The sequence below is a fragment of the Gordonia jacobaea genome (assembly GCF_965344965.1).
GTDB classification, from domain to species: Bacteria; Actinomycetota; Actinomycetes; order Mycobacteriales; family Mycobacteriaceae; genus Gordonia; species Gordonia jacobaea.
Genome location: NZ_CBDRLS010000008.1, coordinates 152,961 through 176,464 on the forward strand (window position 1 = coordinate 152,961; position 23,504 = coordinate 176,464).

The 23,504-nt window shown below is 66.2% G+C and carries 22 protein-coding genes; 18 read left to right on the forward strand and 4 right to left on the reverse strand.

What is annotated here, in order from left to right; translation table 11 throughout:
* Nucleotides 1-29 precede the first annotated feature (29 nt).
* The 12 genes from mobA to proB all read left to right on the forward strand — a co-directional run bounded on the left by mobA (nt 30) and on the right by proB (nt 15,314).
* The gene (gene mobA / locus ACRVY7_RS22130) at nt 30-665 is read left to right on the forward strand and encodes a molybdenum cofactor guanylyltransferase (protein WP_049697049.1); all 636 of its coding nucleotides are present in this window, start codon (nt 30-32) and stop codon (nt 663-665) included.
* A gap of 78 nt (nt 666-743) precedes the next feature.
* Nucleotides 744-3,392, forward strand: a complete 2,649-nt coding sequence (locus ACRVY7_RS22135; protein WP_431818658.1) for a valine--tRNA ligase — start codon at nt 744-746, stop codon at nt 3,390-3,392.
* Between the two features lie 56 nt (nt 3,393-3,448).
* Complete coding sequence (gene folC / locus ACRVY7_RS22140) at nt 3,449-4,996, forward strand: bifunctional tetrahydrofolate synthase/dihydrofolate synthase (RefSeq protein WP_431818681.1); 1,548 nt, start codon at nt 3,449-3,451, stop codon at nt 4,994-4,996.
* The gene (locus ACRVY7_RS22145) at nt 4,993-5,424 is read left to right on the forward strand and encodes a DUF4233 domain-containing protein (protein WP_431818659.1); all 432 of its coding nucleotides are present in this window, start codon (nt 4,993-4,995) and stop codon (nt 5,422-5,424) included. The genes folC and ACRVY7_RS22145 overlap by 4 nt, the downstream gene beginning before the upstream one ends.
* A 101-nt stretch (nt 5,425-5,525) precedes the next feature.
* Entirely contained in the window at nt 5,526-6,419 is an 894-nt protein-coding gene (locus tag ACRVY7_RS22150) for an undecaprenyl-diphosphate phosphatase (protein ID WP_431818660.1), read from the forward strand.
* A gap of 268 nt (nt 6,420-6,687) precedes the next feature.
* Nucleotides 6,688-7,239, forward strand: coding sequence for a hypothetical protein (locus tag ACRVY7_RS22155; protein WP_431818661.1), 552 nt, complete (start codon nt 6,688-6,690; stop codon nt 7,237-7,239).
* Between the two features lie 97 nt (nt 7,240-7,336).
* Nucleotides 7,337-7,753 carry a nucleoside-diphosphate kinase gene (gene ndk / locus ACRVY7_RS22160; protein WP_049697450.1) on the forward strand — a complete coding sequence of 139 codons (417 nt, stop codon included), beginning with the start codon at nt 7,337-7,339 and terminating at the stop codon, nt 7,751-7,753.
* 450 nt (nt 7,754-8,203) lie between these two features.
* On the forward strand, nt 8,204-11,677 hold the full coding sequence (locus tag ACRVY7_RS22165) for a translation initiation factor IF-2 N-terminal domain-containing protein (RefSeq protein ID WP_431818662.1): 3,474 nt from the start codon (nt 8,204-8,206) through the stop codon (nt 11,675-11,677).
* 279 nt (nt 11,678-11,956) lie between these two features.
* On the forward strand, nt 11,957-12,268 hold the full coding sequence (gene rplU / locus ACRVY7_RS22170) for a 50S ribosomal protein L21 (RefSeq protein WP_431818663.1): 312 nt from the start codon (nt 11,957-11,959) through the stop codon (nt 12,266-12,268).
* 64 nt (nt 12,269-12,332) lie between these two features.
* Nucleotides 12,333-12,596, forward strand: a complete 264-nt coding sequence (gene rpmA / locus ACRVY7_RS22175; protein WP_005205054.1) for a 50S ribosomal protein L27 — start codon at nt 12,333-12,335, stop codon at nt 12,594-12,596.
* Nucleotides 12,597-12,748: 152 nt separating this feature from the next.
* Nucleotides 12,749-14,206, forward strand: coding sequence for a GTPase ObgE (gene obgE / locus ACRVY7_RS22180; RefSeq protein ID WP_431818664.1), 1,458 nt, complete (start codon nt 12,749-12,751; stop codon nt 14,204-14,206).
* Complete coding sequence (proB, locus tag ACRVY7_RS22185) at nt 14,199-15,314, forward strand: glutamate 5-kinase (protein WP_431818665.1); 1,116 nt, start codon at nt 14,199-14,201, stop codon at nt 15,312-15,314. Before obgE ends, proB begins: the two co-directional genes overlap by 8 nt.
* 30 nt (nt 15,315-15,344) lie before the next feature.
* Here the strand turns inward: proB and ACRVY7_RS22190 are convergent, their stop codons facing one another.
* The 4 genes from ACRVY7_RS22190 to ectA form a co-directional block, all read right to left on the reverse strand.
* Entirely contained in the window at nt 15,345-16,229 is an 885-nt protein-coding gene (locus ACRVY7_RS22190) for a Sir2 family NAD-dependent protein deacetylase (protein WP_431818666.1), read from the reverse strand.
* A 140-nt stretch (nt 16,230-16,369) separates the two neighbouring features.
* The gene (locus ACRVY7_RS22195) at nt 16,370-16,795 is read right to left on the reverse strand and encodes an ectoine synthase (protein WP_049697058.1); all 426 of its coding nucleotides are present in this window, start codon (nt 16,793-16,795) and stop codon (nt 16,370-16,372) included.
* The gene (ectB, locus tag ACRVY7_RS22200; protein ID WP_431818667.1) at nt 16,792-18,063 is read right to left on the reverse strand and encodes a diaminobutyrate--2-oxoglutarate transaminase; all 1,272 of its coding nucleotides are present in this window, start codon (nt 18,061-18,063) and stop codon (nt 16,792-16,794) included. The genes ACRVY7_RS22195 and ectB overlap by 4 nt, the downstream gene beginning before the upstream one ends.
* A gap of 267 nt (nt 18,064-18,330) precedes the next feature.
* On the reverse strand, nt 18,331-18,858 hold the full coding sequence (gene ectA, locus ACRVY7_RS22205) for a diaminobutyrate acetyltransferase (protein ID WP_064869826.1): 528 nt from the start codon (nt 18,856-18,858) through the stop codon (nt 18,331-18,333).
* 187 nt (nt 18,859-19,045) lie between these two features.
* Here ectA and rsmD point away from each other — a divergent pair, with 187 nt between their 5' ends.
* From rsmD to mutM, 6 genes are all read left to right on the forward strand, one after another.
* Nucleotides 19,046-19,609, forward strand: coding sequence for a 16S rRNA (guanine(966)-N(2))-methyltransferase RsmD (rsmD, locus tag ACRVY7_RS22210; RefSeq protein WP_431818668.1), 564 nt, complete (start codon nt 19,046-19,048; stop codon nt 19,607-19,609).
* On the forward strand, nt 19,606-20,094 hold the full coding sequence (gene coaD, locus ACRVY7_RS22215) for a pantetheine-phosphate adenylyltransferase (RefSeq protein WP_049697062.1): 489 nt from the start codon (nt 19,606-19,608) through the stop codon (nt 20,092-20,094). The genes rsmD and coaD overlap by 4 nt, the downstream gene beginning before the upstream one ends.
* A 174-nt stretch (nt 20,095-20,268) precedes the next feature.
* Nucleotides 20,269-21,105 carry a DivIVA domain-containing protein gene (locus ACRVY7_RS22220; RefSeq protein WP_387316192.1) on the forward strand — a complete coding sequence of 279 codons (837 nt, stop codon included), beginning with the start codon at nt 20,269-20,271 and terminating at the stop codon, nt 21,103-21,105.
* 52 nt (nt 21,106-21,157) lie between these two features.
* Nucleotides 21,158-21,772 (forward strand): YceD family protein, encoded by a 615-nt coding sequence (locus ACRVY7_RS22225; protein WP_431818669.1) that lies wholly within the window; start codon nt 21,158-21,160, stop codon nt 21,770-21,772.
* Nucleotides 21,773-21,834: 62 nt separating this feature from the next.
* Nucleotides 21,835-22,554, forward strand: coding sequence for a ribonuclease III (rnc, locus tag ACRVY7_RS22230; protein ID WP_049697451.1), 720 nt, complete (start codon nt 21,835-21,837; stop codon nt 22,552-22,554).
* A complete protein-coding gene (gene mutM / locus ACRVY7_RS22235) occupies nt 22,547-23,449 on the forward strand; it encodes a bifunctional DNA-formamidopyrimidine glycosylase/DNA-(apurinic or apyrimidinic site) lyase (RefSeq protein WP_431818670.1) in 903 nt (300 codons plus the stop codon). The genes rnc and mutM overlap by 8 nt, the downstream gene beginning before the upstream one ends.
* Nucleotides 23,450-23,504 lie beyond the last annotated feature (55 nt).

The following is a 23,504-nucleotide window of genomic DNA, read 5'->3' on the forward strand; positions in this document are numbered from 1 at the left end:
TGACGCCGGGGGTGGTACAGACTGGTCAGATGACACTCACCGAAGACCAGATCGCGGGAATCGTATTGGCGGGTGGCCGTTCACGCCGCATGGGCAGCGACAAGGCGGCCCTCGACTGGAACGGCGAACCCATGCTCGCAGGTGTCGTGCGGGTGATCTCGCAACGGTGCGAACCGGTGTTCGTGGTGGCCCCTGAGGACTCGGCGGCCTACCGGCTGCTGCACGGGACCGGCGGTCCGGAAGCGGTGTGGGTGACCGACGAGCAGCCCGGTGCCGGTCCGTTGGCAGGCCTCGCCGTCGGGCTTGCGGCAGCGCGCGACGCCGGTCGCTCGTACGCGTTCGTGTCCGCGACCGACATGCCGCTCATCGAGCCGGGCCTCATCGACGAACTGAGTCGGGCGGTGACCGACACCGCGGGCGTTGTCGTCGCGCACGACGCCGAGCGCGACCATCCCATGGCGGCGATCTACCGCACCGATGCTGCCGACGTGATCGGCCAGCTCGTCGCGACGGGGGAACGTCGAATGACCGCGGCTCTCGACGCCCTTGCCACCTACCGGGTCACCGTCTCGGACCCGCTGTGGCTGACCAACGTGAACTCTCCGGAGGATGTCCACCGCGTGCGGGTTTCGGCCGACGCCGCGCGTGCCGAAGCGATCGGCTGAGCAGCCGCTCGACACGGTAGAAGCGGCCCGTGTGGAGACGGTGTGAATAGCGCTGACGGCGTTCCCTAAGATTGAAGGGTGACCGACTCGACGCCTGCACTGCCGAAATCCTGGGACCCCGCCGACCACGAGTCGAATCTCTACCAGGGCTGGGTCGATGCCGGGTATTTCACGCCGGATGCTTCCAGCGACAAGCCCGCGTACTCCATCGTCATCCCGCCGCCCAACGTCAACGGGTCGCTGCACATGGGGCACGCCTACGAGCACGTCCTGATGGACGCCTTGACCCGCCGCGCACGCATGCAGGGCTTCGAGACGCTGTGGCTGCCCGGCATGGATCACGCCGCCATTGCCATGCAGACCATGGTCGAGCGCAAACTCGCTGCCGAGGGACTCACCCGCGACGATCTGGGTCGCGACGCCTTCATCGAACGCGTCTGGCAGGAAAAGGCCGAGATCAGCGGCAACATCGGCGAGCAGATGCGCCGACTCGGCGACGGCGTCGACTGGACCCGCGAACGCTTCACCATGGACGAGGGCCTGTCCCGGGCGGTCCAGACCGTATTCAAGAAGATGTACGACGACGGCCTGATCTATCAGGCAGAGCGTCTCGTCAACTGGTCGCCGGTGCTCAAGACCGCGGTCAGCGACATCGAGGTCAGCTACGCCGACGTCGAGGGCGAGCTCGTCAGCTTCCGCTACGGATCGCTCGACGATGCCGAGCCGCACATCGTCGTCGCGACAACTCGAATGGAGACGATGCTCGGCGATACCGCGATCGCTGTGCATCCCGACGACGAACGCTATGCCGCCCTCGTCGGAACCGAACTCGAGCATCCCTTCCTCGACCGCAAGATCCCGGTCATCGCCGACGACTATGTCGACCCCGAATTCGGCACCGGCGCCGTCAAGATCACCCCCGCGCACGACCCGAACGACTTCGCGGTCGGCGCCCGACATGATCTGCCGATGCCGACGATCATGGACGAAGAAGCCCGCATCGCCGACACCGGAACGCAGTTCGACGGCATGGACCGCTTCGAGGCGCGGGTCAAGATCCGCGAGGCCCTGGCTGCGCAGGGCCGCATCGTGAAAGAGGTTCGGCCGTACCTGCACAGCGTCGGACACTCCGAACGGACCGGTGAACCGATCGAGCCGCGGCTGTCGATGCAGTGGTGGGTCGCCGTCGAGTCGCTGGCAAAGGCCGCAGGCGACGCCGTGCGTGACGGATCGACGGTCATCCATCCGAAGACGATGGAGCCGCGCTGGTTCGCGTGGGTCGACGACATGCACGACTGGTGCATCTCGCGTCAGCTCTGGTGGGGTCACCGCATCCCGATCTGGTACGGACCCGACGGCGAGGTGGTCTGCGTCGGACCGGACGAGCAGGCGCCCGAGGGCTACGTCCAGGAGACCGACGTGCTCGACACCTGGTTCTCGTCGGGATTGTGGCCGTTCTCGACGCTCGGCTGGCCGGACGATACCCCCGACTTCGAGAAGTTCTATCCCAACTCGGTGCTCGTCACGGGCTACGACATCCTGTTCTTCTGGGTCGCCCGGATGATGATGTTCGGTACCTACGTCGGCAAGGATTTCGACGCCGACAAGAAGGTGCCGTTCCACAACCTGTTCCTGCACGGACTCGTGCGCGACGAGCACGGCCGCAAGATGTCGAAGTCACGCGGCAACGGCATCGATCCCCTCGATTGGGTCGACCGCTTCGGCGCCGACGCGCTGCGGTTCACACTTGCCCGTGGCGCGAATCCCGGATCGGACATCTCTGTCGGCGAGGACCACGCACAGTCATCGCGCAACTTCGCGACCAAGCTGTACAACGCCACCAAGTTCGCTCTGATGAACGGTGCGCAGGTGCCTGCGGACGGCGAGTTGCCCGATGCCGCCGACCTGACCGTCGCCGACCGCTGGATTCTCGGGCGCCTCGACGAGGTTCTCGCCGAGGTCGACGCCGGATTCGACTCGTACGAGTTCTCCAAGGCATGCGAGGCGCTGTATCACTTCGCGTGGGACGAGGTCTGCGACTGGTACCTCGAGCTCGCGAAAGTGCAGTTCGCACAAGATGATCCGCAACGTTCGCGGTCGACGGCGCTGGTGCTCGGCGCTGTCCTCGACCCGCTGCTGCGTGCGTTGTCTCCGGTCATGCCGTTCGTCACCGAGGTGTTGTGGAAGACGTTGACCGGTGGAGAGTCCGTGGTGATCGCGTCGTGGCCGACGCGTTCGGGGCGTCCGGTCGACGCCGCCGCGGCAACCGAAGTCGACGACCTCCAGCGACTGATCACCGAGGTTCGACGCTTCCGCAGCGACCAGGGACTCCGTCCCGGGCAACGGGTCGCGGCCGAGATCGACGGCCTCGACGCCGCGGGCCTGTCCGACGTGCGGCCCTACCTCGACTCGCTCGCCCGTCTCGACGGTGCCGGCGACGACTTCTCCGCGACCGCCACGGTCGACGTCCGGCTGTCGGCGGCGACCGTCACCGTCCGGATCGACACGTCCGGGACCGTCGACATCGAAGCCGAACGCAAACGTGCGGCCAAAGACCTCGCCGCCGCTGAGAAGGAACTCGCACAGACGACGGCCAAGCTCGGAAACGAGCAGTTCCTCGCGAAGGCTCCCGACAACGTCGTCGCCAAGATCCGGGAACGACAGCAGGTCGCGACCGAAGAAGTCGAGCGGCTCGGGGCGAAACTGGCATCGCTGGGCGGGTCATGAGTTCGCGCGACGATCGGTCAGGTCGGGGAGACGATTACTCGCCCGACCCGTCGGACATGGACTCCTCAGACGGGGACTACGTGGAAGATGACGGGGACCCGATCTTCACGTCGGCAGATTTCGCCGGTTACGAGGATGGCGACGTCGAGCCCGATCCGATGAATCTCGGTTCGCTCCTCGGCGACGACCTCGACGACACCCCGATCATCGTCGTCGACAGCCCGTCCGATCTGGCCGAGCTCGCCGAGTTGGAGAACGAACTCGACACGCGGTGGCCGGAAACGCGGATCGAGCCGTCGCTCACCCGTATCGCGGCGTTGATGGATCTGCTTGGTTCACCTCAGCACGCCTATCCGGCGATCCACATCGCCGGCACCAACGGGAAGACGTCGGTCACCCGGATGATCGACTCGCTCATGGTCGCGCTGCATCGTCGATCCGGTCGGTACACCAGCCCGCACCTACAGCGCGTCACAGAACGAATCGCCGTCGACGGCCGCCCGATTCCAGCGCGCGACTTCATCGACACCTACCGCGACATCGAGCCGTACGTCACGATGGTCGACGATTCGTCGACCGCGGCCGACGGTCCGCGCATGAGCAAGTTCGAGGTGCTCACGGCCATCGCGTTCGCATACTTTGCCGAGGCGCCGGTCGACGTCGCCGTCGTCGAGACCGGGATGGGCGGGCGATGGGACGCGACCAACGTCGTCGACGCGACGGTCGCTGTCATCACCCCGATCGCGATGGATCACGCCGACTACCTCGGCGATTCGCTCGCGGCGATCGCGGGGGAGAAGGCCGGGATCATCAAGCCCGCCAAAGACGATCTGGTCGTGACCGATCCGGTGACCGTGATCGCGCCGCAGCAGCCGGAAGTGATGGACGTGCTGTTGCGCGAGGCCGTCGCACAAGACACCGTCGTCGCACGGCAGAATTCCGAGTTCGCAGTCCTCGAGTCCGTCACGGCTGTCGGCGGGCAACTGCTGCGCCTGCAAGGCCTCGGCGGCGTCTACGACGAGGTGTTCCTGCCGCTGCACGGCGAGCATCAGGCAGCCAACGCGTCGATCGCGCTCGCCGCTGTCGAGGCGTTCTTCGGTGCGGGACCGGGCCGCCAACTCGACATCGACGCCGTGCGAGCGGGGTTCGCGGCGGTCAGCAGTCCCGGCAGGCTCGAACGTGTCCGCAGTGCGCCGACCGTCTTCGTCGACGCCGCGCACAATCCGCACGGGGCACATGCACTCGCGCACGCACTCACCGAGGAGTTCGACTTCCGACGGCTCGTCGGAGTGATCGGCATGCTCGGCGACAAGGATGCCGCGGGCTTTCTCACCGAACTCGAACCGGTCCTCGACGCGGTGGTCATCACCAATAACGGCTCGCCGAGAGCGGTCGACGCCGAGACACTCGCCGAGACCGCGCGCGAGGTCTTCGGGGAGGAGCGGGTGCACGTCGAACCCTTCCTGCCCGACGCCGTCGAAGCAGCGATCGGACTCGCGGAGGAATCCGACGGCGAACCGGTGTCGGGTGCCGGGGTGGTCATCACCGGTTCGGTAGTGACGGCAGGCGCCGGACGAACGCTGTTCGGGAAGGAGCCCGCATGAGCGAATCATCCGGCAACACACCGGAATCCGCGGCCACGCCCAAGTTCACGCCACCGACGAACGACCCGTGGAAGGGTCTGCGTGGCGTGATGGCGGGCACCATGGTGCTCGAGGTGATCGTCATGATTCTGACGTTCCCGATCGTTGCGCGGGTGGGCAACGGCCTGACCTGGGTGTCGGGGACGTATCTGGGTGTGGTGACGCTGTTGATGGTGCTCGCAGTCGGAATGCAGAAGCGACCACAAGCGCTCAACATCAACCTGGCGCTGCAGGTACTCGTGATAATCGGCGGTGTCTTTCACTGGTCGATCGCGGTGATCGGCGTGATCTTCGGTTGCGTCTGGCTCTATATCCGCTACATCAAGGGCGACGTGCAGCGTCGAATCGACCGCGGTTTGCTCTACGGCCAGGAGCCGATCGAGAGCTGAAGCGCCCCGCCGCAATTGTCCGATTAGCGCGCGGCACAACGGATTTCGCTACTGTGGCGTCCCGGAAGACAAGAACTTGTCGACGCTGAGGGGGCGCTGCCGTGACTGACCTGACCTATCCGCAAGCGGCGATCCTCGGCCTCCTGCAGGGCGTCACCGAACTGTTTCCGGTGTCGAGCCTCGGGCATTCGATCCTCGTGCCCGCGTGGCTCGGTGGCGATTGGGCGAAACTGGTCACGGAGTCCAAGAGTTCGGGACACACCCCGTTTCTGGCCTTCGTCGTCGCACTGCACGTCGCGACCGCACTGGCCCTGATCCTGTTCTACTGGCGCGACTGGGTGCGCATCGTCGCGGGCTTCATCCGATCGTTGCGTCACCGAAGCGTCGACGACGACAGCGACGCCCGCCTGGCGTGGCTGCTCATCGCGGGCACGATTCCGGTCGGTGTCGTCGGGTTGATCGCGGAGAAGCCGCTGCGCGTGCTGTTCGCGACCCCACTGGCGGCAGCGATCCTGCTCTTCCTCAACGGACTGGTGCTGCTCACCACCGAGCTTTTGCGCAGGCGTCGTGGTCGAATCGGGCGACACGCCGTGGCCCGGCAGGCGCCGGCCCGGTCGGTCACGTCGCTGTCGATGAAAGAAGGTACGGCGATCGGGTCGGCTCAGATACTCGCGCTGTTCCCGGGGATCTCGCGCTCGGGATCGACGATTTCAGCGGGCCTCCTGCGAGGCCTCGATCACGAGGACGCCGCCCACTTCGCGTTCCTGCTCGCCACGCCCGTCATCCTTGCCGCCGGGGTGCTCAAGATCCCCGAGCTCTTCGGGCCGGACGGCCAGGGCATCGGGGGCCAGGTACTCGTCGGGTCGGTGTGCGCGTTTGTCGCGGCGTTCGCGGCCGTCGCATTTCTGGCAAAGTACTTCCACACGAGAACGCTGTATCCGTTCGTGGTCTATTGCCTCGCGGCGGGCGCGATCAGCATCGTGCACTTCGCCTGAGCAGCGTCGACGTACCTTTGGCGCCGAAGCAGGCCAGAAATGTGATGTATGCATCTTTGCATTCTGTGTGTGCTCTGTGACAATGACGGGGCGCAAGCGCCTGGGGACAATGACGGGGCGCAAGCGCCGGGGGCAATGGCGAGGCGCAAGCGCCGGGGGAGTGGTCGACGATCCTCAAGCCCCACGAAGAACCGATGACGCCTGGTAGCCGCCGGCAACGAGGTGTCCCATACGACGTCGAACACGTCATCACACCGAGAGGAGTCGCGTGACCTTTAGCGCACCGACCACCCGTATCAACCACACCGCAGCGAAGACATCGCGAAACCTTCGTCTCGCCGCGGCGACAGCAGCCTCGATGGCGCTGGTACCACTGGGTGTGATCAGCGCGCCGGAGGCAGTGGCCGCTCCCGAGAAGCCGACGCCCCAGTCCGTCGCTCCCCAGTCCGCCAGTCCACAGTCGGCGACACCTCAATCGGTGGCGCCCTCCGCGCCGGGCCGTGCGGCGGACTCCGACATTCCGCTTCCGACGCCGGGACCGCCGATGCCTGTCCCGGGTGAGGCGTTCGGCTACCTCGCGACACATGACCTCACCAAGCGCATGGACTCGATGAACCTGCCGCAGGCTGTCGCAGCACTGCCGGTGCCGGATTCCTATCGGCCCGCGAACCTGGCCTTCGCCGGCCAGTTCGACAGGGCGGTGACCGCGGCACTCGCCTCGCCGGGCGGATGCGTCCAGGTGATCATCAACTCGCACACCGCAGCGGGCAATCTCTTCGACTACGGATTCTTCCCGATCGAGCCCAAATACTGCCCCTGACGGACAAGTACTGCCCCTGACCGATTAGTAGTGCCCGGCCGGCTGCGAATCACGAGGTCGGGGTGGCGTGCGGGCGTCGGGTCGCTACAGTGTGCTCGTGACTGAACGGACTCTGGTACTCATCAAGCCCGACGGCGTTTCGCGTTCGCTCGTCGGCGACATCCTCGCCCGCATCGAGCGCAAAGGCCTGACCTTCGCGGCACTCGAGCTCAAAAACGTCAGCGACGACCTCGCGGCCAAGCACTACGCGGAGCACGAGGGCAAGCCCTTCTATCCGTCGCTGGTCGAATTCATCACGTCGGGTCCGCTGGTCGCGGCCGTGCTCGAGGGGCCGCGTGCTGTTGCCGCGTTCCGTCAGATCGCGGGCGGAACCGACCCCGTGGAGAAGGCCGTACCAGGCACGATCCGCGGCGATTATGCGCTCAGCACCCAGTACAACCTCGTCCACGGATCGGACTCGCCGGAGTCGGCGGAGCGTGAGATCGCGCTCTGGTTTCCCGCACTGAACGACTGAGCAAGAACCCGCGTACCCAGCGCGCGTCGGCGGTTGTCAAGCCGCTGACGCGCGCTTTATCGCATAGTTTGCGGGATACGTCGCACCGTGTGGGATACTTGCTTGGTTATCGCGAACACACTCTGCTCGTGATGACGACGATGGCGTTCGGCGTCGGACACAGCAGTGGAGATTGTTGCCCATGGCGGCAATCCGCACAGCGCCCGTTCGGCAGATCGCTTTCCCCATCGACGTCGAGAACAGACTCGACGGGCGGCCCAGGCCGCCACGCATGGCGTGGAAAGCATGACGGATCTCATCACCCAGCAAGAGCGCAACCTGCGGAGTCCGGACAACGGAACACCAGGAGCGCGGAGACCATATAACACCGGTCCGCACAGGACCGGGACACACGAGAGACCCCCGCGTGGCCGCCGACAATGTCGCGCCCGGGGGTTCAAGGAGACATCAGTGACCGACAACGGGTCGCCGATCGACGCGAACGCTGCGTCAGGCTCGGCGGAGGATTTTCCCAGCAAGCTTCGGGTGCACGCGCTGGCGCGCACGCTCGGCCTCACGAGTAGGCAGGTGCTTGCGCACCTCACGGAGCTGGGCTGGCCCAGCCGGAGTGCTCAGTCGAGCGTCGAGCGCAGCATGGCGCAAGCCGTCGCCGACCGTGTACGCAACGACGTCGAGGTCGACGACGCCGCGGTACCCGTCGAGGCGGCTGAGCCCGCATCGGAGCAGGCACCCCAGACGGAGGAACCAACCAGGCCCGCCGATGCCTCTGACCAGGGCGAACCTGCGAGCGCGCCGGAGGCCGTCGACGCGGAAGGTGCCGGCGCGGAGAGTGCCGGCGCCGCAGGTAACGCTGCGCCCGTAGACGAGGCGCCCGTCGACGCCGCACCGGACCGCGACGCAGCAGACGTCACGGTGTCTGAGTTGTCCGCACCCGCCGACGCTGCGCCCGAGGCGGCCGACGTCGAGCCGAGCGCACAGGCGCATGCTCCGCATACTCTCTCGCTCTTCTCGGCGATCGAGACCGAGAAGCCGCACGTCGCGGCGCCTGCCGAGGAGATCGCCGCCAGCCCGCTCTTCCTTCCCCCGCAGCCCGCCGCCGCGTCTGACGCACCCAGCGGCCGACACCGCAAGAGCAGTGACGACTCTGCGTCGGATGGTTCGCAGCGTGGCGCCAAGAGTGGTCGGCCGACGTCTGAGCGTTCCACGCCGAATGCGACCGACGAGAGTGCCGAGGACTCCTCGGACTCCGGCAACAACGACGGCTCCGACGACAGCGAAGGCTCCGACAACGGGAGCTCCGGCGACGATGGTGGCCGTAATCGCCGACGTCGTCGTGGCAGGCGTGGTCGTGGCCGCGGTCGCGGCGACCAGAACGAGCGTGACCAGAACGAGGACACCGACTCGACGGACGATTCCGACCAGTCTGATTCTGATCGGTCCGATTCCGATCCTTCCGATTCCGATTCCGATCATTCCGACTCGCAGTCGGACAACGATCGACCCGCGGGCAAGAAGCGGAAGAAGTCCGGCAAGGGCAAGCCAGCAGAGGGCAAGAACGCAGCCGGCACCAGCGGTGAGGGCGAGAGTCAGGCTGACGGGCGCGGGCAGGGCCCGGGCTCGGCAGACGATTCCAACGCCGCGGACGATTCCGCCGACAAGGGCGACAACCAGGCCGACGGCAACGCCGACGACTCGGACGATGCCGAATCCGGAGACGGATCGTCGACCAAGCGCCGCAGGCGCCGCCGTCGCCGTAAGGGTGGAGCAGAATCCGACGACTCATCGTCGCCCGACGATCCGCCGAACACCGTCGTCCACGAGCGGGAGCCGCGCAGCAAGCGCGCGCGCGACGAGGTGCAGGGAATTTCGGGGTCGACGCGCCTCGAGGCCAAGCGCCAGCGACGTCGCGACGGTCGGGACGCGGGGCGTCGTCGACCACCGATTCTGAGCGAGTCGGAGTTCCTCGCGCGCCGCGAGGCCGTCGACCGCGTGATGGTCGTGCGTGAGCGCAGCGCCAACGTTCGACTCTCGCAGTCCGACGAGCATGATCACGTCACTCCCGTCGAGGACTACACGCAGGTCGCCGTGCTCGAAGACGGTGTGCTCGTCGAGCACTTCGTCACCACGGAGACGTCGTCGTCGATGGTCGGCAACATCTACATCGGGCGCGTGCAGAACGTGCTGCCGGGCATGGAAGCCGCGTTCGTCGACATCGGTCGCGGTCGCAACGGCGTGCTCTACGCGGGTGAGGTCAACTGGGACGCTGCCGGACTCGATGGCGGGTCACGCAAGATCGAACAGGCCCTCAAGCCGGGCGATCCGGTGCTCGTGCAGGTCAGCAAGGACCCTGTCGGGCACAAGGGTGCTCGCTTGACCACGCAGATCTCGCTGGCAGGTCGCTATCTGGTCTACGTGCCGGGCGGAACGTCGACCGGCATCAGCCGCAAGCTTCCCGACGTCGAGCGCAAGCGGCTCAAGCAGATCCTCGCCAAGCTCGTCCCCGACGATGCCGGCGTCATCATCCGCACCGCGTCGGAGGGTGTCAGCGCCGACGACCTCGCTGCCGACATCGAGCGACTCGAGAAGCAGTGGAAGTCGATCGACGAGGCGTTCGGCAAGGCCAACAAGGGATCTGTGTCGCCGCGCGCGCTGTACGAGGAGCCGGACCTGCTGGTCCGCGTCGTTCGCGACCTGTTCAACGAGGACTTCAAGAAGCTCGTCGTCGAAGGCGACAAGGCGTGGAACCTGGTCGAGGGATACGTCAGTTCGGTCGCGCCCGACCTCATGGATCGGGTGGAGCGCTTCGAGCGTCCGCGCGCCGACGCACCGGACTCCTTCGTCGTGCACCGCATCGATGAGCAGCTCGCCAAGGCACTCGATCGCAAGGTGTGGCTGCCGTCGGGCGGCACGCTGATCATCGAGCACACCGAGGCGATGACCGTCGTCGACGTCAATACGGGCAAGTTCACCGGCTCCGGGGGCAACCTCGAGGAGACGGTGACCCGCAACAACCTCGAGGCAGCCGAAGAGATCGTGCGGCAGATGCGTCTGCGCGATATCGGCGGCATGATCATCGTCGACTTCATCGACATGGTGCTCGAATCCAACCGCGACCTGGTGCTGCGTCGACTCACGGAGGCCTTGTCGCGTGATCGCACGCGCCACCAGGTGTCCGAGGTGACGTCGCTGGGCCTCGTGCAGATGACGCGTAAGCGACTCGGTACCGGACTGCTCGAAGCGTTCTCCACAACCTGCACGACGTGCGGCGGCCGCGGGATCATCGTGCATTCGAGTCCTGTCGAGGTGACGTCCGACGACGGCGGAAAGTCGGAGAACACCGGCTCGAAGCGCTCGCGGCGCAGCAAGAAGAAGGCGGAGCCGGTCGAGCAGAAGCCTGCTCACAACCCGGCGGAGCACCCGATGTTCCGCGCGATGGCCGCTCACACGCACGACGAGGACGGCGAGGTCATCGACGTCGAGGCAGTCGTCGTGGATGACGAGTCGTCGTCGGATACCACGGCAGACGCCCAGTCGGCGGGACAGGACGCCCAGTCGGCGGGAGAGAGCGCCCAGTCGGCGGGACAGGACGCACAGTCGGCGGGACAGGACGCCCAGTCCGCGGGACAGGACGCCCAGTCGGCGGGAGAGAGCGCACAGTCGGCGGGAGAGAGCGCCCAGTCGACGGGAGAGAGCGCCCAGTCGACCAACGGAGTCGAGGCGCCGAAGCGTCGTCGCCGTGCGGTTCGTCGGGCGGCGTCGCCGACCGGAGCGGCCGAGCCGGTGGTTCTCGCCGATGACGCGCCCACGAGTGCGCCGTTGACCACGTTCGGCCCGGTCTCGTCGGCGCCGACGACCGTCGCGGTGCGGCGTCGACCACGCAGACGCACGGCCGGACGTCCGGCTGGACCGCCCGTGGAGGACTGACCACCATGTCGGCAGGCCCGGCATGGTATGGCGAGTTTGACCCAGCGGTGACCGGTCCCGTAATCTTGATTGGTCGCCTTCCGCGGAGGGTTCGAGCTGTGCCGGTCATGCGATAAGCACTGCTGACGAGACCCGCGGACAGGCCCTCTGGTGTGATCCGTGAGCATCCTGGGCAGCAATGCCTGATGCCGTGCGGCCCGCACCGGGACGCACACACCCACAACGCTCGTGCGCGACGGACGCGCAGCGAGCCCGATGATGAGTAAGAGGACAGCTTCGATGGCAACGTACGCGATCGTCAAGACCGGCGGTAAGCAGTACAAGGTCGCTGAGGGCGACATTGTGAAGGTCGAGAAGATCGACAGCGAGCCCGGCAGCTGCGTGAGCCTGCCCGTGGCGCTTGTCGTCGACGGCTCGACCCTGACCACCGACGCGGACAAGCTCGCGAAGATCTCGGTCACCGGCGAGGTGGTCGAGCACGTCAAGGGCCCCAAGATCCGCATCCACAAGTTCAAGAACAAGACCGGCTACCACAAGCGCCAGGGCCACCGTCAGAAGCTGACGGTCCTCAAGGTCACCGGTATCAAGTAATTTCCGGGGCCCAGCCCCTGATCCCCACACTGCAACACACTCAGGTAGCCAGGAGGACGAGAAAATGGCACACAAGAAGGGCGCGTCCAGTTCGCGCAACGGTCGCGATTCCAACGCGCAGCGCCTCGGCGTGAAGCGCTTCGGTGGCCAGCAGGTCAGCGCCGGCGAGATCCTGATCCGCCAGCGCGGCACCAAGTTCCACCCGGGCGTCAACGTCGGTCGCGGTGGCGACGACACCCTGTTCGCTCTCGAGTCGGGCGCGGTGCAGTTCGGCACCAAGCGCGGACGCAAGACCGTGAACATCGTTCCGGAGACCGCACAGGCCTGACCTAGCGGTTTTCGAGCACAGCTCTCAACGACAGGGCGGGCCAGGGGCATATGCACCCGGCCCGCCCTGTTGTATTTCTACAACGAGAAGATCAGGTTCGACGGCCAGACAGCGCGCCCCGCGCTTTCGGCCCACGAACGAGAAAGGACGTCATGTCGCGGTTCGTCGACCGGGTGACGATTCACGTCGCTGCGGGCAATGGTGGCCACGGCTGTTCGTCGGTGCATCGGGAGAAGTTTAAGCCGCTCGGCGGCCCAGACGGTGGCAACGGGGGCAACGGTGGTTCCGTGACGCTCGTCGTCGACCCGCAGGTGCACACGCTGCTCGATTTCCACTTCCGGCCGCACGCCAAGGCGGGTAACGGGACGCCCGGCATGGGCGATCACCGTAGCGGCGCCAATGGCGATGATCTTGTCCTCCACGTGCCGGACGGCACCGTCGTGCTCGACGAAAACGGGACGATCCTTGCCGACCTGGTCGGGGAGGGGACGACGTTCGACGCCGCATCGGGCGGACGAGGCGGACTCGGCAACGCGGCGTTGGCATCCAAGGCGCGCAAGGCGCCGGGATTCGCACTCCTCGGTGAGGAGGGGCAGCACCGTGATCTCGTTCTCGAACTGAAGTCCGTCGCCGACGTCGGACTCGTGGGCTTCCCGTCGGCGGGCAAGTCGTCGCTGGTGTCGGTGCTCTCCGCGGCCAAGCCGAAGATCGCCGACTACCCGTTCACCACACTGCAACCCAACCTCGGCGTCGTGCAGACCGCCGGTGGTGTGTTCACCATCGCCGACGTCCCGGGGCTGATTCCGGGCGCATCGAGTGGCCGGGGACTCGGGCTGGAATTCCTACGGCATCTCGAACGCTGCGCTGTGCTTGCGCACGTCGTCGACCTCGCCACGCTGGAACCGGGCCGTGATCCGATCTCCGATATCGACGCGCTCGAAGCCGAGCTCGCGGCGTACGAACCTGCGCTGCACACCGACCACGGCCTCGGCGACCTCGCCGAGCGCCCGCGCGTGGTGATCCTGAACAAGACCGACGTGCCCGAGGCCAACGAACTGGCCGATCTCGTCGAACCCGAACTCGCAGAACGCGGTTGGCCCGTCTTCCGGATCTCCGCGGTCGCGCATCAGGGGCTCAAGGAACTGACCGACGCGCTCGCCGCGATGGTCGACGAGTACCGCGAGGCGCATCCGAAGCCTGTTGCACGCCGCGCCGTGATCCGTCCGAAGGCCATCGACGACAGTGGCTTCACGGTCGTCGCCGATCCCGCGACGCCCGGTGGCTTCATCGTGCGCGGTACGCGGCCGGAGCGGTGGATCGCGCAGACACAGTTCGACAACGACGAAGCCGTCGGCTACCTCGCCGACCGTCTCAACCGTCTCGGCGTCGAGGACGAACTGGTCCGTCTCGGTGCAGAACCGGGCGCGCCGGTCACCATCGGCGACGTCAGCTTCGACTGGGAGCCGACGACCCCGATGGGCGACGATGTGCCGATCACGGGGCGCGGCACCGACATTCGGCTTGATCGGTCGGAGCGTGTCGGCGCTGCCGAGCGTAAGGAAGCGCGACGTCTGCGTCGTGGGCTGCAAGATGAGACCGACGGTGAGTGACGTCCGCGAATCGATCGCTGCGGCTCGCAGCATCGTCGTGAAGATCGGATCGTCAGCGATCACCGACCTCGACAGCGGTCTCGACCGAGACCGGCTCGACAAACTCACCGATGCGCTCGAAGCGCGGATGCGAGCGGGCTCGGACGTCATCGTGGTGTCGTCGGGCGCCATCGGCGCGGGCATTGCGCCCCTCGGCTTGAAGAAGCGACCGACTGACCTCGCCACCAAACAGGCCGCGGCAAGCGTCGGCCAGTTGGCGTTGGCGCACGCGTGGGGCACGTCGTTTCACCGCTACGGCCGGACGGTCGGTCAGGTGCTGCTGACTGCCGACGACATCTCCAACCGCGCCCATCACGCGAATGCGCAACGGACGCTCAACCGCCTGCGCACGCTGCACGCCGTCGCCGTCGTCAACGAGAACGACACGGTGGCCACCAACGAGATTCGCTTCGGAGACAACGACCGTCTGGCCGCGCTCGTAGCGCACCTCGCGGGCGCCGATGCCCTCATGCTTCTCTCCGATGTCGACGGGCTCTACGACGGCGATCCGCGCAAGGTCGGACCCGACGGTGAGCGTGCGCGCTTCATCGACGAGGTCAACGGGCCCGAGGATCTCGACGGTGTGATCGCGGGCTCCGGTGGCACGCTGGGCACCGGCGGCATGGCGTCGAAGCTGGCCGCGGCGCGACTGTCGGCCGACGCGGGCGTTCCGGTCCTGCTGGCCGCCGCCGCTGACGCCGACCGCGCGCTCGGCGACGGATCGGTCGGCACAGTGTTCGCGGCGAGGCCGGAACGCTTGTCCGCCAGGCGTTTCTGGGTCAGGCACGCCGCGGACGCGCGCGGACAGATCGTGCTCGACGACGGCGCCGTCGCGGCTGTCGCACGCAAGCGACGTTCGCTGCTCGGTGCGGGGGTCGTCGGGGTGCGCGGGCGCTTCTACGACGGCGATGTCGTCGAATTGGTCGACACCGCAGGCACTGTGCGCGCACGCGGCGTCAGCAGCTATGACTCCGACGACGTCGCTCGGATGGTCGGCCGGTCGACGTCGGAACTACCGAATGAGTTGCACCGCCCCGTGATTCACGCCGACGACCTGGTCGCAGTCTGAGCTGATCAGGCAGTCGGGTCTATCCGGCCATCAGGCCGCCAGCGGGGTGAGTTCGGCCAGCACCTCCGCGCAGTAGTGATCGATCTTGAGATCGGCGATGTCGTCGGCGCGCGTGACGCCGCGGTTGATCACCACGAGAGGTTTACCGGTGCGGTGTGCGTGCCGAGCGAATCGTAATCCAGACATCACGGTGAGCGACGAGCCGATGACGATCATCGCGTCGGCATCGTCGACCGCCGAAAATGCTTGTTGCACGGTGTTTTTCGACGCGTTCTCGCCGAAGTAGACGATGTCGGGCTTGAGGGTTCCACCGCACGACGAGCAGTCGGCGACGACGAAGTCGCTCGTGTCGTCGAGTGTCACGTCGGCGTCCGGCGCCACCTCGATCGCGCCGCGGCCGGAGACACGATCGACGAATCCGGGATTGAGCGATTCGAGGGTGGCGGCGAGGCGTCGTCGAGAAATGGTCTCGCCGCAGTCGAGGCAACGCACACGCCCGTAGCAGCCGTGTAGTTCGATCACCCCGCGTGTACCGGCCTTGGTGTGCAGCATGTCGACGTTCTGCGTGATGACCGTCGTCAGTGTGCCGCGACGTTGGAGGTCGGTGAGCGCGCGATGCGACGCGTTGGGCCGCGCGGCGTCCATATGGCGCCAGCCCAGATGGTTGCGCGCCCAATAGTGGCGTCGGAAGTCCGGTGACGACAGGAACATCTCCAGCGTCATCGGCGTCCGGACCGGCGCGCCAGGGCTGCGGTAGTCGGGGATGCCCGAGTCGGTGGAGATTCCCGCGCCGGTCAGCGCGACGACGCGTCGGCCGTCGAGCAGTCGGCGCATCTGGTCGACGCGGGCGTCGAGGTCGTCGTCGAGAGGTGTCGGTTCGGCCGGCGTCCAGCCGATCTGTAACCGAGTGCGCATACATCCAGGCTAGCGCCGTTTCGTCGACCGGCGGTTCCAGACGAGGCTCCGGAAGGCACAGACCGGACGGCACAGACGCCTGCGGGCCCCGGCCTCCCGGTGGGGAGTGCGGGGCCCGCAGGCGAAGTGTTGCTGCGCGATCAGGCGTTCGCGTGCTTGCCGTTCGGTTGCTCCGGGACGGTGACGAGCGGGTAGATGCCGTTCTCGTCATGCACCTCGGTGCCGACGACCGGAGGGTTGAACACGCAGAGCATGCGCATCTGCGTCTCGGCGGTCACCGTGTGGCGCTCGTGTCCGTTGAGCAGGTACATCGACCCGGCGGCCAGGGGATAGGTCTGCCCGGTCTCGCGATCGAGCAGGGTTCCCTCTCCCTCCACCAGCCACACCGCTTCGATGTGGTTGGCGTAGTGGAACTCGTTGACGCTGCCGGCGTTGATGGTGGTCTCGTGAAACGAGAACCCGACGCCGTCGCCGCCGAGGACGATGCGCTTGGACACCCAATTGCCCTTGGGGTCGGCGACCTCGCGCTCGGTCCCGGTGATTTCGTTGGTGGTACGTACGATCATGCGATCACCTCCTCCACGGAATCGACGAGAATGCCGAGTCCGCGGTCAAGTTCTTCAGTGGAAATGGTAAGTGGCGGAAGAAGTTTCACAACCTCATCCGACGGTCCCGACGTCTCGGCGAGCAGTCCGGAGCCGAAGGCCCGCGCACATGCCTTGGCCGCGAGCGTCGGCTCGTCGAAGACGAGGCCGCGCACCATGCCGCGTCCTCGCGTCGACAAGCCTTCGTGGCGTTCCGACAGCGTCGAGAAGACCTCATCGATCTGGCGTCCCTTGCGGTGGACGTCGCGAGTGAGCTGGTCGTCGGACCAGAACTCGTTGATGGACTTGGTGGCCGTGATGAACGCGGGGTTGTTGCCGCGGAACGTGCCGTTGTGCTCGCCGGGCGCCCAGACGTCGAGGTCCCGACGGATCAGCACGAGCGCCATCGGCAGTCCGTAACCGCTGATCGACTTCGACATGGTGACGATGTCGGGCTTGATGCCCGCCTCCTCAAACGAGAAGAACTCACCCGTACGCCCGCAGCCCATCTGGACGTCGTCGACGATGAGCAGGATGTCGCGGCGCTTGCACAACTCGGCGAGCCCACGCAGCCACTCGGCGCGCGCGACGTTGACGCCGCCCTCACCCTGGACCGTCTCGACGATGACGGCGGCCGGGGTGTTCAAGCCACTGCCGGAGTCCTCGAGCACACGCTCGAACCAACTGAAGTCCTCGACGGTGCCGTCGAGGTAGTTGTCGAAGGGCATCGGCGTGGCGTGCACCAGCGGGATGCCCGCGCCTGCGCGCTTCATCGAGTTGCCGGTCACTGAGAGCGATCCCAGCGTCATGCCGTGAAAAGCATTGGTGAAGCTGACGATCGACTCGCGGCCGGTGACCTTGCGAGCCAGCTTCAGTGCCGACTCGACGGCGTTGGTGCCGGTCGGTCCGGGGAACTGGACCTTGTAGTCGAGGTCACGGGGCGCCAGGATCTTGTCGTGGAACGTCTCCAGGAACTGCCCCTTGGCGACGGTAGCCATGTCGAGCCCGTGGGTGATGCCGTCCGCCGAGATGTACTCGAGGAGAGCCTCTTTCAGGACAGGATGGTTGTGCCCGTAGTTCAGGGCGCCTGCGCCCGCGAAGAAGTCGAGGTATTCGCGGCCTTCGGTGTCGGTGATCCACGAGCCACGCGCCCGACCGAACACGGTCGGCCAGTTGCGGCAGTAGCTGCGGACCTCGGACTCGTTCTGGGTGAAGACCGAGTCGTCGATGGTGGTGTCGAGAAGTTGCATCGTGCATCCTCCAATGTGGGAAAACTCTGTGCCACAGTCACTTCGGAGCGAAGCTCTCGAGAAGTGCTGTGGGGACGCGCATGTACGCGTTCACTCTCGCGGCGCGCCACTGTTCGACGCGTGCGGGTTGTGTTCGGGCGCAACGGCTCTCCGTCGCGGATGGTCTCGCCGAAGACTGTTCATCGGAAGGCCGGCGTTAGCCGCTACCAGCGAGAACGTACCGGCGGGAAACACGTCCGCCAGTGAGAAAACCCCGCGGTAAAAGTATTAGGGCTCGCCGACCTTCGGCTCGAGCATGTAGAGATCCTCCGGCTGGTGCGCATCCGGGAAATCGTCGACGGCGAACAGGTCGCGTCGAACGAAGTCCAAGCCGCGATCTCGTGCGACCGACGCGAAAAGACGTTGGGACGCAACGTTGTCGGGGCTGATGGTGGTGTGCATGGCCACCACCGAACTGCGCCGGACACGATCGAACAACTGGTGCAGCATCTTTGCTGCGATGCCGTGGCCGCGGAAATCGTCGTCGACGGCGACCTGCCAGACCATGAGGGTCGACGGATCAGCCGGGCGTCGATAGCCGGTGACGAAACCTACTGCGCGGCCGTCGACTTCGGCGACGATCGAGGTGTCGGCGTAGTCGTGGCACCACAGCACATAGGCGTAGCTCGAGTTGACGTCGAGAACCTGTGAATCCGAGGCAATTTCCCAGAGTCTGGTTCCGTCGGACACCGTCGGCGTCCGATAGTCGATCGTCAGGACAGTTGATGGGGCCGTTCTCGTTGAGGAGGGGCTCATAACGTTCCTGACGTTAACAATGTGTGTCGGCGAAGTCATGCTGCTGTCGGAATCGGACACCGAAACCCCGGCGTCGGCGCTGTTCAACACCTGATTGTGATAGGGGTCACGTTTGTGTGATTTGTCGGTGTCGGACGCCGAGACCCGGCGTTCTCGTCGGGCGGGTATCGCGAGCAGAATACGAACGATGACGAGGATCATCGCAGGCGCTCTCGGTGGGCGACGGCTGACCGTGCCCGACGACGGCACCCGCCCGACCTCCGACAGGGTGCGCGAGGCGCTGTTCAGTGCGCTCGCCGCGCGCATCGACTTCGACGACGCGCGCGTCCTCGACCTCTATGCGGGCTCGGGGGCGCTTGCGATCGAGGCCCTCTCGCGCGGTGCGGCGTCGGCCGTCCTGGTCGACAGTCGAAAGCGGGCCACCTCGGTCATCGCCGCGAACCTGCGCTCGCTCGATCTGGCCGGTCGCTCGGACGTGGTGACCTCCTCGGTCGGGTCGTATCTTGCCGCATCGAGAGCAGGCAAGCCGTTCGACCTGGTGTTCTCCGACCCTCCGTACGCGCTGGACACCGCAGACGTCGAGGCCGATCTCGAGCGCTTGAGCTCCGACGGCTGGCTCGCGGCCGACGCGCTCGTCGTCGTCGAACGCGATGCGCGATCGTCGCCGCCGACGTGGCCCGACGAGTTCGACCTCATCGTGGCGAAGGTCTACGGAGAGACGCGCGTGGAGATCGGTAGGTTTACGCCATGAGCAGCGCAGTGATTCCAGGTTCCTTCGACCCGTTCACCAGGGGACATCGGTACATCGTCGAACGCGCCGCGTCGGCCTTCGACGAGATCGTGGTTCTCGTGGTGGTCAATCCCAACAAACACGGACTGTTCAGCATCGACGAGCGCATCGCGTTGATCGAAGAGGACTGTGCCGATCTGCCCAACGTCCGTGTCGACCGATGGACCGGTCTACTCGTCGACTATCTGACCGAGAAGAACATCGGAGTCCTGGTGAAGGGGCTGCGCTCGGGCGTCGACTTCGACTACGAACTGCCGATGGCACAGATGAATCGCGAGCTCGCCGACGTCGAGACGGTCTTCATGATCACCGATCCGCGCTTCGCCCACGTCTCGAGTTCGCTGGTCAAAGAGGTGGCGAAGCTCGGTGGCGACGCGTCGCCGTACCTCGCACCGCACATCCACCGTCGCCTCGAGGCGGTCCTGGCGGGGGAGCGGACCGTCTGACATTCGCTACTGACGGAACGTCACAATCGTCACAGGCGACACGCCCATATCATCCGGCTCCATAATCCCAGCGATCACATTCGGCACAATAGTCACATCAGTCTCAGGCGGACCCGCGTCACCACGACACAGGTCTCACTGACAAGTAATGGCATGAGCCGGATTGGGGTAGCTGTGTACCGGGTATTTGAAGCTCTCGACGAACTCGTGGCCATCGTCGAAGAGGCACGAAGTGTTCCCATGACGGCCGGCTGTGTCGTGCCGCGTGGTGATGTCCTCGAGCTGCTCGACGACATCAAGGACTCGATTCCGGGCGAGCTCGACGACGCTCAGGACGTGCTCGATCAGCGCGAAAACATGCTCGGCGATGCCGCCGATCACGCCGACAAGGTCGTGACCACCGCGGAGTCGGAGTCCGACGCCATGCTCGCGCACGCCCGTGCCGAAGCCGACCGCCTCCTGGCCGACGCGAAGGCGCAGGCCGACCGGATGGTCGACGAGGCCAGCGCGCACGGCAAGAATTTGGTCGACGAGGCCAGCGCGGAAGCTCACAGGCTGTCGACGAGCGCGGCACGCGAGTTCGACGCCGTGACCGGACGTGCACGTGCCGAGGCGCAGCGGACCATCGACTCGGCCAACAACACCTACGACAAGTCCGTCGCCGACGGCATCGCCGAGCAGCAGCGACTGGTCTCGGAGACCGAGGTCGTCGCGGCTGCGAAGTCGGAGGCGGAGCGGATCATCGACGCCGCGCACGCTGAGGCGGATCGACTACGCGGCGACTGCGATGTGTACGTCGACGAGAAGCTTGCCGAGTTCGAGGAGATCCTCACCGGGACCCTCCGTTCGGTCAACCGCGGACGCCACCAGTTGCGTACCGGCGCGGGCATGCACGACTACGTCGAATACCCGCGCAGCGTCGACGACGCAGGTGCTCGTCGGACGAGTGCTGAGCAGGCGCGATCGGGTTCGGCGGATCTGCACGACCACAGCTCGCCGCTCGCGGTCTGAGCGGCGCGCCGGGTCGTTCGATGAATGACCTGGTCGGGCGTATGGTGCACATGTGGCCGAGAATGCAGTGACTCAAGGTGCGCAAGCGCAGCGCGATCCCTTCGTCCTCGACATCCGATCGTTGGGCAGGCGTCCGGGGACGATGGAGGAGATCCATCGCACGGTCGTCGCTCCCAATCGGATCGGCGTGGAGATGATCGCGATACCCGCGGATTCCGACGTCGACCTCGACTTGCGGCTGGAATCTGTGTCCGAGGGCGTGTTGGTCACGGGCACCGTCTCCGGCGAGACCGAGGGCCAGTGTGTGCGTTGTCTGGAACCGGTCGACGGCACGGTGACGGTGTTCCTGACCGAGCTGTACGCCTACCCCGACAGTGAGACCGAGCAGACGACCGACTCCGAGGACATCCATCGGATCGTCGACGACAGGATCGACCTCGAGCAGGCCGTCATCGACGCTGTTGCGCTCGAACTCCCGATGTCACCGTTGTGTAGTGAGGACTGCGCAGGCCTGTGCAGTGAATGCGGTGTGCGGCTCGCCGTCGCGGAACCCGGCCACTCCCACGAGATCATCGATCCCCGCTGGGCCAAGCTCGCTGACAAGTTCGGTTCGCTGGAGCAGAAGGGGTCGCAGGACTCCGACAGCGGCGAACGGGGCTCGGCGTGACCGGTGTCGACGACGCGGCGTCGCCTGCACCTCACGGAGGCAGCAACGATGCCGTCGCTTCTCTGGGTGCCGACTCCGCGGGTGTCGCGTCGTTGCTGGAGGCGCTCGGGACGCCGATCGCGGATGAACTGCTCACACTCGCGCTGACGCACCGCTCATATGCCTACGAGAATGGCGGGCTGCCGACCAACGAGCGGCTGGAATTCCTCGGCGATTCGGTTCTCGGCGTGGTGATCACCGAGCGGCTCTACCTGCGATACCCCGATCGTCCCGAGGGTGAGCTGGCCAAGATCCGGGCGAGCGTCGTCAACATGCACGCACTGGCCGACGTCGCACGCGGGCTCGGCGAGGGCGGCCTCGGTCGTCACCTCTTCCTCGGACGCGGCGAAGAGATGACCGGCGGCCGCGACAAGGATTCGATTCTGGCCGACGGCCTCGAATCTCTCTTCGGCGCAATGTATCTCGACCACGGCCTGGAGACCTCGCAGCGCATCATCCTCGACCTCTTCGACGAGATCCTCGACCGCGCAGGCCAACTCGGCGCGGGACTCGACTGGAAGACCTCGCTGCAGGAGCTGGCCGCCGAGCGTGGCTACGGACCCCCGCAGTACCAGATCAGCTCGACCGGCCCCGATCACAGCAAGGAGTTCACCGCGCGTGCGGTGATCGCGGGCGAAGAACTCGGTGAAGGTGTGGGACGCACCAAGAAGGAAGCCGAGCAGAAGGCCGCATCCCTGGCATGGCAGGCGCTCACCGAGCGTGACGCCGTGAGCGATGCCTGAACTTCCCGAAGTCGAGACCGTCCGTGCCGGTCTCGAGAAGCATGTTGTCGGGCGCACGATCACCGACGTAGAGGTCCTACACCCGCGCGCTGTCCGCAGGCACGTCGGCGATGCACCCGACCTGATCGGAAGACTCAGGGGCGCAACGATTCTCGCTGCTCGTCGACGCGGAAAGTACCTGTGGCTCGACCTCGAGGCCCCCGACGGCGTCGACCGGTTCGCGCTCGTCGTCCACCTCGGCATGAGTGGGCAGATGCTCGTCGCCCGTGTCGGCGCACCCGACCACACGCATCTGCGGGTACGCGCAACGCTCGACGACGGCAACGAGTTGAGGTTCGTCGACCAACGGACCTTCGGCGGGTGGCATCTCGACGACTATGTCGACGCCGAATCCGCCGACGCCGACACCGAACTGCCCGGCGACCCGGCATCGCTGCCGCGCTCGATTGCCCATATCGCGCCGGACCCCTTCGGCTCCGGGTTCGACAGGGACGAGGTGGTGCGTCGAATGCGCGGAAAGCACACGGAGGTCAAGCGCGCACTGCTCGATCAGTCGCTGATCTCCGGCGTCGGAAACATCTACGCCGACGAGGCGCTGTGGCGAGCGCGGCTCAACGGCGCGCGCGTCACCGACGGCATCTCTCGACGCAAGCTCGCCGAGTTACTCGACGCCGCGACGGCGGTGATGAGCGACGCGTTGGCGGTGGGCGGGACGTCGTTCGACGCGCTGTACGTGAACGTCAACGGACAGTCGGGCTACTTCGAGCGTTCGTTGAACGCCTACGGCCGGGCGGGCCAGCCGTGTCGACGATGCGGGACGCTGATGCGGCGTGAGGAGTTCATGAACCGGGGTTCGTTCTTCTGTCCGAAGTGCCAGCCCAGGCCCCGGCAGTAGCGGTTCATCGCGCGCGGTATGAGAGGTGTCGCGGCATAAGACGGCATCGGAAGCA